Origin of the sequence: Halopseudomonas oceani (assembly GCF_002903165.1) — a bacterium.
Taxonomy (GTDB): Bacteria; Pseudomonadota; Gammaproteobacteria; order Pseudomonadales; family Pseudomonadaceae; genus Halopseudomonas; species Halopseudomonas oceani.
In genome coordinates, this window is the sequence record NZ_PPSK01000015.1 from 19,162 (window position 1) to 32,835 (window position 13,674).

Consider the following 13,674-nt stretch of genomic DNA (forward strand, 5'->3'; position numbering starts at 1 on the left):
AACAGGCCGCGGACGACCAGCTATTGGGCCAGGTTTCCCGCGACGATTTTTTGTGGCAAGTCTTAACGTAATTTAAACGCCATAGATATGATGATGCGTATTCATCTGCTACCCGATCTCCACAACAACCCCTGCTAGGTGAATCGCCCCGGATTCCCTAGACACTTTCCAGGCTCAGTAAATGTCGCTTCTCAAACTCTACCGGCGATGGCTTATCGGCTAAACGATGTCCTCGCTTGGCTTTTTCCGGTGAAATGGTCAACGCACGAAACCTTCTGGCCATCCATTTATAAAGATCGTTCCATCAGTTCTCAGGCGAACTTCAAGCATACGTTCGACGTCACCATCACTTTCAATCCGTGCGTCGTAACGCTCTGTCAGGTAGTGAAATTGTTGATTTTTGGAGCCTACCCAACGGCGATTTTGCTCCGGAAAACTCTCCTCATACGGACCATCTACCAACACATCTGTGTAGCGAAGCAGTTGATCAACCCCTGGCAACTGCATCACATCAAGCTCGTTTTTTGTATATCCACTAAACACCATCACTGACAGCCCCAAAGACTGCGCTCCTTGCGCAATGACAGCCAAGCCTTTTGCTTGCAACATTGGCTCGCCACCGAGAAAGGTCACCCCGTCAAGATCATGCGCATGGTGTACGTTCTCCAGCCACTCGAGAACTGATGAAGCCGAGACAAGTTCACGCTCAACCAGTTGCAGATAAGAGGGGTTGCAACAGCCACGGCAACGCTTGTTGCAGCCTTGCACCCACAATGCAGCTCTTCGCCCCGGCCCTTCGGCTTCGGTGCAAGATAGGCGAGACGCTATATTCAGCCAATACACAAATTCACTCCAGCTCGAATAACAACTTGCCCCCGGCAATATGAACTTCAATTACCTTGCCCCGAATCTGATCAGGGACGGCCATATGTAAAAATAGAAAATCGGCCAATGGGTCAATCAGCTTATTGGTCAGTGCGTTGGGGACGCCGCGGCCACCCGTCCCGCGATCCACATCTCTAATCAGCAAGGCCAGTATCTCGGCTTCCTTAACCAGCCTCAAGTCCGCCCCCCCCCATTTATCCTTCAGCCCTTTGCGCAATGGTTCCAACTTGGCGCGGGCGATATCAATCAAGAAGCTATCGTCACGCATGAAGTTGAAAGGAATGATGTTGGCTTCGCCAATGCGCCCTAGCAATTCTGGGCGTTTTAATTCGTGCACAAAATGCTGTCGCACCTTTTGGATGAATTCATTTCGCACATCCTGGCTTTCATGGCTCACTTCGGCTGCGCCAATATTCGAGGTGAAGACGATGACGGTATCCGAAAACAACACCGTTTCGCCCTTGCCATCCGTCAAACGCCCGTCTTCCAGAATTTGCAAAAACTTATCAAGGATGCGCGGGTGCGCCTTCTCGATTTCATCAAATAGAAGCAGGGAAAATGGTTTTTGCTTCACCGCATTGGTCAGCTGCCCGCCAGCTTCGTAGCCCACATAACCTGGCGGTGCACCCACCAACCGCTGGTCAGCATGCTCGTGATTGAACTCGGACATATCGAAGCGAAGGCAGGCCTCTTCGTCGCCGAAGAGAAATTCGGCAATGGACTTCGCCAGTTCAGTTTTACCGACGCCCGTAGGGCCGACAAAAAACAACACGCCCTTAGGAGTGCGTTGCCTGTGTGAGTGTTGAAGTCCCGAAAGTCCTGTGAAGGCGCGCACAAGGATGCGCCGCACCGATTCAATGGCTTCCCCTTGACCTTTGACGCGCCGCCCCAGGGTTTCGACAATGGTCTGAAGCTTTTTGTGATCCAATTGCTCCCAAGGACTGTGCCTGCGGCCGTGGCGATATAGGTTGAGCAGAGACAAGGCACTTGAGACTTCAGTCTCCTGTCGTGAAAGTCGTGCGAGATTGTGAATGTCGCGGATACTCTGGCCTTCCAAACCATCCACGAAGTCAGCCAACTCTCGTCCGCCTTGCTGCAAAGGGGGCTGCAGCCGAAACACTTCTTTCAAACCCAGTACGGCAGACTCGCGAATCTGCCTTGTCGGTAAGGGAATTGATATTTCCCTGAACAAGGGGTTGTTCAGGTAGATGGATGGCGGCAACACATTCAAGCCCCCACACAGCAGCACCAGCAGCGATTGCGGTTGACCAATACTTTGAGCATTACGAACCACTGCGGCATCACGGGTGGCCTGTCCCAGCCGTAGCAGCCATCCGCGCTCGTTCTCACTCAACGAATTGACGCTGCCAAACAAATATTGAGTCCAGTCCAGCACAAAAGCGACAGGCTTTTCGGCGTGCGGTTGCCGCAGCCATTGCGCAGCAACAGTCAGTAAGTCATCCGCGCTGGCCGTGATGCCGTTGGATGCGGGGCTCGCCACAGGTATAGGCGATAAATCCCCCATGTCATAGGCATTCCCCTCAGATGTGCTTTCTCTTGCGGCAGGTGGTGTAACTGAGCTTTGCAACTCACCCCAAGTCCTCGCATCAACACCGCTGACACCGTTGACGCGGTTCCAACAAACTACATGCTGATACCCACGCTGGCGCAGCAGGTTCATCACCGCGGTAGGTAACGCTGTCCATTGCCCTGGTGCTTCGGGGTCGGATGTTAAATCACCCGTATTACCGTGCAATATCAATCCGCGTCGTATGCCGCATTCGCGGCGAAAGTCCTCCTGCCACGGCAACAAGGCTGAACTCATTTGCTTCTCTCCTGTGTTGCATCAGGGTACGGGCGAGCATCCTCATCTTGGTCGTCGGGATTGACCCAAATCACGCGTTTGTCACTCAGACTGATACCGTAAGCATCTTGTAGCGTTGCCATGACGGGGGCGACATCCTTCTCGCACGTTTTGCCTTTGTACTGATGAAACTTATAGCTGAGATGACCGCTCAAGTTGACTCTGAAATCTGCCTGCGCACCAGCAGGGCGGCGGGCGCGAATCAGCACTTGATCTTCCTTTTCCGATACAAGATGCTCTGGCCTATCCACAACAAAACCAGCTTGTTGTAATGACTGATACACCGCCCGCACAACCTCACGGCGCTGGCTTTCGTCTACGGCAGCTTCATCTTGCTCTTGCACCAGTTGGTTCAAGGCTTCAGCCTGCTCTGCAGGAGCCAGTCCTATTGCATGAGCCAACGCCTCGCGCAACTTGGCAGCGCGTTCGCCACCGTCCTTAATCGCTTCCTGCTCCAACTGCTCTCTTTGCAGCGTCAGTACGTCAGTCACGGCCTCGCGCTGTACACGATTTTTCATTTCTTGCAACTGTCGCTCAGCGTCCACTTCATACCGTTGCCGAACTTCGCGCAAGGCGGCTGAAATTTGCGCCGAGGTCACTTTGTCGGCTGCATTGCCAAGTAGTCGCTCCCGTAGTTGCTGCAACTCGGCAAACGCGGCGTTGAGTGCAACAGGTGTGCTCCAGCCGCTCAAGCCCTCACGCCACGCTGTCTCAAGCTCTGCCCTCAGCTGCAGCTGTCGTTCGACCTCAGCTTGCTGCGCTTTGCGAAATGCCTCAGCCGAGGCTAGCTCCGCCTCTTGACGGGAACGACGCTGCTCACGCGCAAAGCGTGGCAATCCATGGATCCGTGCTCCTAGGGAACGGCTCATATCCCTGGCAGCAAACGGGTCAGACTCCAGCAGCGCCTCCATGCGCCGAAGCTCAGAGCTCAGCTCACGAAACTCTGCTGGAATTACATCATCGAGCCGTTGGCTGGCGACATCATTCAATACGCTGCGGTAACGCTCAAGGAACGGACGCGTTGTCTCGCGCACACGCTGTCTATCAAGCTCTTGTTTACGTTGCCGATGAATTTGGTAGCGATATTCGTCTGCCCTACTCATGGTTTCATTTCCTTTGTTTTTTTCTTTTATCCCGGATTCGTGGCTGTGTGCTTGGCGTAGCAGCAGTGGGCACAATGCGCGAACGCGCAAATGAGCTTGAATCTTGCGTGTTCAGGCCAAGCGACTGCGCCTTGTTGCGTAAGTTGATGTCATTACTCACAAACACCACGTCATTTAGCCGAAAGAATAACGCCGTTGAGAGAATGCCATGGTCAGGCTGCCTGGCATCCCATTCAGGAGGCAGTAAGGCTGCGTGGTCTGTTTCATGGCGGAGACGGGACGAGTGTGCATCCAAGTGGCGAATGGCCGCGCGCGCCTTGACCGCACGAGTCTCATCTTCACTGCTCTTCAACCCATCCAACTCGCCCAGCACACGGCGCGGCACCACCAAAGTATCGCTGGTGCTCTGACCTTTCAAAAGTTCAGGATGCTCCATCAGAGCGCAGGTATCCAAGACGGCGATGCGTTGCCCAATCTCGATGGGGGCCAACTGCTCCTGCGCCATAACGTTCCAGCTTTCCACCATGTCATTCAACGCATCCCAGAGGGGCAGCGATACCTTTAGACTGTGAAAACTCAGGGCAGCTTTGCGCCAAGTGCGAACAGCATCCAACGCATGAGGGGTCAAGGTGCGCACATACATTTGGCCATTACCAGCCGCTTTCAATGCCTGTTCGCCAATACTCCGATAAACGTCCTGAACGGCTTTCTGAATATCTTGCATCGGCTGCTGTATTGCGTGCGGGCCATACAGCTTCAAATCTTTTCGCTCCAATGCGTGTTCCAGCCACACTCGCCGCAATTCGATGGAGAGCAATTCTTCTGGAATCGCAGTGGTGGAAGGCAAGGCAGATCGCAGTTTTGCCAATGACTCCAAGGCGCGAATGGGCGCCGCATGAAGCAGTAGCGCGGCTTGCAGAGGCGCAGCCTTGTCAGCAGGCAGCATCTGAGCCACCTGAGTCAAAAGAGAAGCGATTTCTTCAGGCTCAAGCTGATTGGGCGTATGCCTCAACGATTCATCAATGGCTCTTGCCAGAGATACTTCCCACGCAGGTTTCCAGTCTTTCCCCCCAGGCCGCCACAAACCAATTGCTTGTATAGCGGGCTCAATCAACGCTATCAGATCGCCCAGCGGCTGTTCAGCACGTCTGGATAGCCACGGCCACACTGTTTCGCCGATCGCATCGATATCCCGCCATGCTACGGGCATGAAGACAATGCGTGGGTCATCGGAGTGCTCGCAAGCTCCCTCTAAATCCATGCGCAGCTTGGCCCAAAGCGCGGTTGCAGCGTGGTCGCTCAAAGTAACCGCCAAGCCACACGAGCGCGGCTGCCCAGCCCAATAGAGGCGGAGGTTACCGGCCACTTCTGCTTGAGCGCTCGCTCCGCCGATCTGTGGCAGAGACAAGCTACGAAATCCCGTAATCATTCCTGCGGGAGGTGGCACAAGCAGTGTGAACAAAGTCGGTTGTTTGCCATTGGCAACCAGTTCCGGTGCGTTCACTTCAGACGATAAAACGATGGTGGGTGTTGCCGCATCCGCCGCAACGCCTTGCGTAACGATGCACAACCGCGCTCTGACTGCCCCCCTATTAGTTGCTGCAATGGGACGGGCAGTACGGGCATCGCGTAAAACAGAAGAGTCAATGACGGGCAGAGAAGCATTCGGTTCGCTTGTCAATGCGCCAGCAAGCAGAATTTCCCATGCCAGTTCGGATTGTGCTTGCTCCAGCCAGCGCTGCAATGCGGCATCACGCGGAGCGCTCGCGGACAGCACGCCATCCTCGCTGCACGAGATTTCGAGCCTACGCTCTCCCCATCCAGATAGCTGAACCACGGGCGCAATGCGGTCTATAACTGTCGCAGAGTTTTTCCAGTCATAAGTTTCCTGCGCTATAGCGCGTTCTACTTGCGGCAACGGATTTTGCGGCCTCAAAGCGTTGTCGACGGAGCTCATGTTGCCTTGGCTCTGCTGCCCACCATCCCTCTTGACCGGTTTGATCTCATCACCAATAGGGTCGTAGTGATGACTGACTTTAATCGTGCGCGAGCGCACAGGCAGGCTGTCGCTGCGCAAGAATTGCAAGCCATCGGCAGTCAATTCAAGCTCAGTTAGAGGCACCTCGAGCGTATCAAGAGCATAACGTTTGGGCAGAGCACCCAAAGCGGAAAGTTCAGATACGCAGCCCTCCAACAGTTCACGCACATCGCCTGCGCCCAATTGATCGCGGAAGACACCAAGCAAGGATAGGCTCTGTTTATCAGGTAAATGGAGCCCAGGATCACACAGTCGCAACACCATCCGCTCAAATACTGTGGGCTTGCGCTCGGTGTGATAGGTCACATCGGATTCAATGCGATACAAGGGCAAGGGAACGGAAATGTCTGCTAGCTTCATGCACGACCTCCCCGGCGACTATACTTGTCGTTTCTGGGCGTAGCCGTCCGGTTACTCGAAGCACTAGACCTGCCACGCTGTTGTTGCTGCTGGGGTAGCATGTCAGGCGACATCAATTGCCTTGCCGGCACCAACCGTGCATCACGATCTAGTTGATCCAAGATGTCTTTGTAAACCGTTCGCTTCACGCTGCCTGCGCTATCCATGCGCGGCAAGTCCACCTCATAAGATGCGTACATGCTTTTCGCACCAAAGACAATCAGCAGCTCCTGCGCACGTGAAAATGCCACATTAATAAATTCAAACCGAGCAACATTGGCTTTGCTGGAACGACGTCGGGGTTGATTGCCTGAACGCAAGGGGTCGTATCCATCATGGCGTACCATGCTAACCAGCACGATCGACTTTTCTTTGCCCTGATAGCGAATCACCGTATTGACTTCCACATCCAGACACTCAAATCGCCCGTTTGACTCTTTAGGCCTGCGGCGGCGGATGGCGGCGCGAATTTCTCGGCACTGGTTGGCATAGAAAGACACCACGCCGACTTTGCGTTTGTTTGTTCGTGAGTAGTCTTGCGCAGCAGATTGCCGTTCGATTTGTTCTAGCGTTTCGGCAATCAACTCTGCTTCCAGCTTATTGGTGCGCCGTGGCTGGTTGCCGTCCATGTCCTCACGATGAATCCCGTTGTGCAGGTTGTAGGTTGTATCCACCCACAACGCATGGTCACCCGGCGTGAGTAAAGCTGAGCCACCGGCAACATTCTTCAATGTCAGTCCGTGAGTACGGCGAAGCTTAGTGTCTGGATCATCGTCAGGCCGAAGGAGACCACATTCCAACTGCCCTTCGTAGAAGTGGTTCACCATCGCCATGATTTGCGGATGCATGCGAAACTGGACATTCAGTCGCGCACGATTGGAATCGTCCGCCCTCTCGAAATGCGACTTAAACAAGGAAGCGGTGACCATTTTCTCGAAGCGACGTATGTTGTCACGGGTCAGCAAGGTCTGCGCTTCGACAGAGTGACCTGTGCCATTTTCCCCAGTGTCGACCGCTTCGTTTTCTTCAATTTCATCCATGAAACTGCGGGCTTCATCGCCCTCCTGAAATAGCGGTGGCAGTTGGCGGTGGTCGCCCACAAGCACGGCGCGGCGCGCACGCATCAAGGGCATCAACAATTCCAGCGGGGTAGCCTTGCTCACTTCGTCAATGATGGCGACATCAAAACTAGTCTGCCCTGCATCGTCCAGCGTGCGCTCATTTTCGTTGCAAGTAATGGCCACCACATTGCAGCTAGCCAGAAAATCTGCGCTCAGATGCTGCCAATCTTCTGATGCGGCGTTGTTGCGACTTAAATCGCGCATCCAATCATCCAGCAACGGCCCCCATGTCATGCGCTCATGTTGCTGGCTTGCTTGGCGTTGCTGCAAGGCCTTAATGACGTGGGCGACGGTGTCGAAGCACTGTGACAAAGTCGCAGCAGATTCTGGCGGCAACCGGTCACCTTGGGTGATCGCCTCATCCTGCAAGAGGGCCTCAACCGTCTTCGCATGCTGCCTGCGCTGCTCATCCCAATCATCTAGGCTGCTTTGAGCGCTGCGCTCCTGGCTCTGTGCACCTCGCACAAGACCATCGCTCGGAACTTCAGGCGCGGACTCCGACAACTGTGCCTGCAAAGACTGCTTGAGGGTTTCGAGGGCCTGTTCGATGGCCAGCTGCGCCCTCTCCAACTCCATCAGGCTGTCAGATATTTCGTCAGCCAGTAGGGTCGCATTTTCAATGGGAACGCACCATTTAGCGGCTTGGTGAAACAAGCCGTCATAGCGGCTGCGCTCCAAGCCCGCACCGGCCCGCTCCAAATCTTTGAGCTCCTTGCGCGTAGCTCTCCAAGCGTCTACGAAAGCGTCGTCCTTTTCCATCTGCTCCTCCAAGGCTTTGACCTTGTTTCGGAGCGATTCAATGCGTAGCCGGGTACTGGCATCCTGAACCGGGCCGTTCGCCGCGTCACGCAGGCGGCGAATGTCCGCGGCAATGGCTTCTCGCACACTCGTGAAACGCCGCCATACGGACAGCATATGTGCCAGCATTGCACCCCGGCTGCTTGTATGAGCCAGCCAATCGTCCATCGAAAACTTCACGAGTAATCCTGCCTCCTCACAGGAAGCAACGCTTTGCATGAGTTTTCTGGCAAGCGGCTCTACATCACGTAAGTCGCCATGTAGCGTTTCGGCTTCGCCATACAGCAAAGCCTGAACGCTTTGCAGGCGTTGGCGTTTGGCAGTGTCCTCATCCAACACCTTGCAAGCGGCGTCATACGCTTTCTCCGCCTGCCTTGCCTGGCTGCGTGCCGATGCCAAGTCCAGCTCAAGCTGCCCGCGTCTAGTGCTTAACTCCTTCTCATCGTGCAACACAAAAGCCGCTCGCTCCTGCCACTCCTGCAGGAGACGCAAGTCCTTTTCACCGCGTTTCCACACGGCAAGACGATCTTCGGTTTGCCCTGCCAAGGCCTTGTAGTAGCGCTGCAAGGATGCTTGCCCCGCGAAGGCTGCGCCATCCTCCGTCACCTTGCGTTCATTCCGTGCCAACCGCACTACGCGCAAGGAGCCATCAAGGTCTAGCCTGTCGAGCGCGTTGTCCACGGCGGTATGTGCTTGCGATGACAGCAGCACCCGCTGCCCACGCCGCGCCAGCTGCACAATTGCCTCCGCAATAACTGTGGTTTTTCCCGTACCCGGTGGCCCCTGGACCAAGCACAAATCCGGTGCGGAAAGAATTTTGACGACGGCTTCTTTCTGGGCGGGGTTGAGTTTGTTGTTGGCCCACTGTGTCACCCGCTCCAGACGCTGCGGCACGGAGACCTGTGCAGCCTCAAACAGATAATCCGTTAGATACGGAGCATAACCAGCCTGTTCCTGCAGCTGCCGCAGCGCCTGTTGATGGCGCTTGATCAGGCTCATGTCGCCGGCTGTTGAGATGGACAAAAAACCAGACTCCGGAACCCGACTCAGGATGCGCTCGCGCAGTGCGTCTGGCTCCTCAGCATTGGCGAGATCATTTGCGTCATCTTCGGTCAGTGAAACAGCTAATTCGGCAAACACAGGCGCAGGCCAAGGACATTCCGGCAAGTTTTCGTCCTGGAAGAGTTTCCTATCTTGCGGCAACGAGTCAAGTTGGGAGAGTTTGCCGGCCTGCCCCATGCGGGGAAGGCGGCGCTCCTCCCTTTCAGGCAATTCGAATACCCAAGGATCTTTGGATTGCCCCACCTGAAACGCCACAAGATCATCCCGCCCCAATGCCTTGCGGTCTTTTTGCAAAGCCTGGGTACTCTGTGCGATCAAGAAAAAAACCAACTGCTCGTCACGCCATTCACGGCTGACGTAGCGCAAACCCCGCGCCTTGTAGCGAGTGAGGCGTTCTTTCCACCGAAGAAATTCAGTCCACTCCGTCAACTGTCTCTCGGTTTGCTGGGTGATTGGCGGCAAATCGGCCAGCAATTGCGGCGTGAGCAGATTATTTACCCGCTGAATGCGCTCCTGGCCCGGCATAGATTGCACACTGTCATGCACTGCAAATGCCGTCACTTCGCGCTCGAAAGATCGCGCAGGTAGGTCGGCAGTCTCTATGAAACCGTTGATCAGGAAGAGTGGCGAAGAGTGTTCGGTGGGCCAACTTCCCATGGCGATGAAGGCGCATCCTTCCCGAAACGGCCATTCCCGTCCAGCTCCGCTGATACGAATCGCCATCTGCGTGTATCGTGGATTCTGTTTGTCCCGCTGCCGATTAGAAACATAGCCTGTGATTGGCATATTGTTTGGAAATATCAGCTCGAATAGAACTTCTGCTCCATCGCGACCGTTGCAAAAATTTTTGAATGCCTGATGGCGGCGCTGAAGATCGGCGACAACCTGCTTCATCCTTCGGTGATTCAGGTCAAGCCCAACATAAAAATTCATCACAAGCACTGCCTCTTCCTTGTTGCAACGTTGATAAACACTTCAATGTTCCGGCTACAGCAACTCGTAGAATTGCCGTTTGCCGATACCCTCTTGATTGGCGAAGGTGGGGATGGATTCCCTGTGGACTACCCCCTATAAAACCGGACACGAGTACCTCGCTAAACTGCTGCCAACCTTCGAACTCCCGAGGTAATCGGTATCTCAGAGCACTATGCGAGTACTCTTCGTTGTCCTGCTCAAACGCGGTAGCCTGCTTAGATAAGGCAGTCCCCCTTTCTGGCCTGGACACATGAGTGGTGTCGTCTCGCTTGAAGGTCTTCGCGAAGCACTCTGCAATGCCGTTTCATGGGTGACTTTCCTCAGCTGCATCCACCACTCGATTCCTATCACAGGCCGGCAATGGCTAATCGCCAACACATCATAACTGTTCTATCATGGGGGGACCGAGGGATGTCATCAAGCCATCAGGACATTCCGTTACAGATTGACAGAGTAGGCCCCAAAGGGAATATTCTGTCTCGGTTATGTCGAAAAGGATCTTCACCGCAATGCCCAGCGCGCTCGCCCCGGACCAGATTGAATTTGCCAACTTTCTAGCAACGCTTTGGGATTCTCCCAGTGAGGGCTTGGCACTGCCACCCTGCTTTCCGGGATCCTCTGAAGGGCTCCTACACTCCTATCCCATAAGCAGACATAGAAACTGGAAGCCCTGGCGCCAAGCGCAGCCCCGAGGCACGAAGCATTGGTGGTGTCAGTCTTTGAGTGATGCCGCCAGGAGCTACGCCTGGTCGTCGAACGAGAATGAGCAAGACTTTCTTGCGCTGGCAGCGGCGCTGCAGCATGCGCTTGATTGCGGTGACGACAAGCTCGCGTTAGACGCCTGTCTGGCAATATTCCGCTGGGGTGGCGTAGCAAGAACGCCAAACGACACATCCAGAAGATGGGTTGCCGAGCAAGCAAGCAATGGCATGCTGTGCTCTAGCATACGATCAGCGGTGGATCTGCTGGATCCAGCCCAAGGCCAGGCGCTGTCTGCATTTGACGGCAAGCGACTGCTGATGAATTCAGCGATGACCAAGGTTTATGCTGCTGCAGCGCCAAGTAAAGTCATTATTTACGACGGCCGCGTGGGCGCGGCGTTAGCCCTACTGGCACGATACTGGCTGGAGCAACAGGGAAGCACATCAGTGCCTGCATCCCTAGCGTTTCGGAGCGCGAACGGTCAAGGCGGGCTACTGAGAAACCCGTCCAAAGGAAGCCTGAAGTTTTCGAGCTTATACGGCGGAAAGCATGCTGCTCAGCGCTGGGCGGAGCTATCCCGATTGGCTGCGGCGACTTTCCTGAAGATGCAAACCCTTAACAAATCGATACCCGACATCGGCGAGGTCGAAAAGGCCATGTTTATGATCGGTTATAGAACCGAATATTCCCCCCCAAAAGCAGAAAAAACCAGCCGACAAGGACGCCCCATGCCCGAAAATAGCCAATGCCCCGAGGCTCGCGCCCAAGCTCAAAAGATCATCCAAGAGGTGTGGCCAAAAATCGCACAGGGCGAGTACAGAACACCTGCTCAAAAGCGACAATTCAAGCTCGTTACTCGAGACGCCAACAGCGTTGAAGCTAACTTTGAGAAATCGTCATTACCGATCAGTCGCGACAGTTTTGTAGCGGCCCTTGCGTACCTGTTGGAACACAACCACAGTCCTGGCAACCGTTGTGTGATTGGAGCGAACAACGTGCCCGCCAAAGCGAGCGAGCTTTGCAGACAATCAAGACAAACAGCACAGGGAACCTACGGCCCCTGCAACATCCGTTACATACTCCCAGTCTTACAGGGCGTAGGGGTGGTCGAAACTGATGGAGGCCGGCCAGCGACTGTTTGGCTAACCAGAGATAGCCAATAGATTTGTAGGAAGGCCTATACTCAAAAGCAACGAATCACTTACGAGCAAATTACTCAATCGACCCGTGCATATTTACATGCATTAGACACCCGGGGAGGGAGCACCATCCCCAAAACAAAGGGCATGTTAAACATTCCACACGCCCATTCAGCCTGAGCACATGGAGACACTCATGCAAGACAAAAAGCCTACCATTGAGACCAATGCTGCTGACTCCGCAGTGGAGAAAAAACGCAAAAACTTACGCCTAAGCGATCTAGACGCAAACACAATGAGCGACCTGCAATCAATGTTCGGCATGTGGAAAGAAGCCGACCACTGCGACAAGAGCTACGACATAAATTAACTTGAAATAGAGCGTTCGCTTGCCCAGAAAAATTCGATTATTTTCCGGACTTCGAACGCCCTCTCACAGCGATGAATTGTTGAATTTTTTTTTGCAGCGAGAGGGCTGGAACACCGGAGACACAATAGGAACACTCGAGAATTTTGAATTCTCGAAAACAAGAGAAAAACAAAACTTCGTATTTGTATTACCAATATTTGGCGATAACGACCTACTCCTTGAGCACACTGCTGTGCTGGAGTCGATATCATCTCACTGCCTAATGGCGGGCAGCCGCGTTGTAATCGTGCTGAAGGGAGACAGGCATGTTAACGATGAGTTTGTGCTTGAGCAGCACACCGCAAAAGCAAAGCTAAAAAAAATATTTCATACCATTGAAGCCACAAGCATACTCAAAACAAAACTAGACCAAGATACCGCCGAGCGAATTGCAGACGAAATCTCGAGCATACTTAACACGGAAACATCAAATTTCCGAGAGCTAGACTTACTCACACAACTGCTTGGTGACCGCCCTTTCTGGGCTCCCCAAAAAAAGCAAATAAGTTTCTACAACGAAGCCAGAGGTATCAGTCTACTACAAGGAGTTTCCAGCGAAAAAATAGACACAACAGCTAGGATCCTAAAAACCCTGGCGCCCTTCGCACTTGAAATAAATAACAGTCACTTCAAAAACAAAGACATAGCACCACTTTCACAGCTATCCAGCTTAAAAGCAGTGCAGCTTGGGAGCAATAACCTTAGCATTGAATTTGCGCTATCCACCTTCAAATATTGCCGGTGGATTAGCATAGCCGCCAATGGGATTTCATCGTTAGACCTTTCATTAGCACATCCACCTCTCAGCAGCCTGCTTGCACAAAAAAACAATATTCGAGATATAAACATCGAATCCAATGCAAATTTCACACTAAAAAGGCTAAGCCTCTATAGAAACAAGATAGAAGAGCTACCTTGGCCAAAAACTCAAGAAAGAATTGAGACGATAAACATTGGAGCAAATCCAATAAAAAGGCTCCCCGAACAACTTGCCAACGCCAAAAACCTCAGATTCATCGGGTTAGCAAGAACGCACATCAAGACACTCCCAGAATGGATTTTTCACCTGCCATTACTAAAAGAAATTGACATAAGTCACATAGAGGACGCCCTACCCTCAAGCCAAATAAAAAAAGCATTAAAAAATGGCATAAAGTTAACAAAAAAACCCGCATAGGA

The 13,674-nt window shown here is 53.4% G+C and carries 8 protein-coding genes; 3 read left to right on the forward strand and 5 right to left on the reverse strand.

Annotated elements, in window-relative coordinates:
• Positions 1-258 precede the first annotated feature (258 nt).
• From C1949_RS14385 to C1949_RS14405, 5 genes are read right to left on the reverse strand one after another with little or no spacing between them, the layout of a single operon-like run.
• The gene (locus C1949_RS14385; protein WP_104739175.1) at positions 259-843 is read right to left on the reverse strand and encodes a 4Fe-4S single cluster domain-containing protein; all 585 of its coding nucleotides are present in this window, start codon (positions 841-843) and stop codon (positions 259-261) included.
• 4 nt (positions 844-847) lie between these two features.
• Positions 848-2,710: an AAA family ATPase gene (locus tag C1949_RS14390; protein WP_104739176.1), complete on the reverse strand. Its 1,863-nt coding sequence runs from the start codon at positions 2,708-2,710 to the stop codon at positions 848-850.
• Positions 2,707-3,852: a coiled-coil domain-containing protein gene (locus C1949_RS14395; RefSeq protein WP_104739177.1), complete on the reverse strand. Its 1,146-nt coding sequence runs from the start codon at positions 3,850-3,852 to the stop codon at positions 2,707-2,709. Before C1949_RS14395 ends, C1949_RS14390 begins: the two co-directional genes overlap by 4 nt.
• Positions 3,853-3,856: 4 nt before the next feature.
• Positions 3,857-6,250, reverse strand: a complete 2,394-nt coding sequence (locus C1949_RS14400) for a PIN domain-containing protein (protein ID WP_104739178.1) — start codon at positions 6,248-6,250, stop codon at positions 3,857-3,859.
• Positions 6,247-10,203 carry a DEAD/DEAH box helicase gene (locus C1949_RS14405; protein WP_104739223.1) on the reverse strand — a complete coding sequence of 1,319 codons (3,957 nt, stop codon included), beginning with the start codon at positions 10,201-10,203 and terminating at the stop codon, positions 6,247-6,249. Before C1949_RS14405 ends, C1949_RS14400 begins: the two co-directional genes overlap by 4 nt.
• Positions 10,204-10,964: 761 nt before the next feature.
• Between C1949_RS14405 and C1949_RS14410 the strand changes: the two genes are divergently transcribed.
• From C1949_RS14410 to C1949_RS14415, 3 genes are all read left to right on the forward strand, one after another.
• Positions 10,965-12,110 (forward strand): hypothetical protein, encoded by a 1,146-nt coding sequence (locus C1949_RS14410; RefSeq protein ID WP_146040328.1) that lies wholly within the window; start codon positions 10,965-10,967, stop codon positions 12,108-12,110.
• 172 nt (positions 12,111-12,282) lie between these two features.
• Entirely contained in the window at positions 12,283-12,456 is a 174-nt protein-coding gene (locus tag C1949_RS19445; protein WP_170063085.1) for a hypothetical protein, read from the forward strand.
• A gap of 19 nt (positions 12,457-12,475) precedes the next feature.
• Positions 12,476-13,672, forward strand: a complete 1,197-nt coding sequence (locus C1949_RS14415; RefSeq protein WP_146040329.1) for a leucine-rich repeat domain-containing protein — start codon at positions 12,476-12,478, stop codon at positions 13,670-13,672.
• The last annotated feature ends 2 nt before the right edge of the window (positions 13,673-13,674 follow it).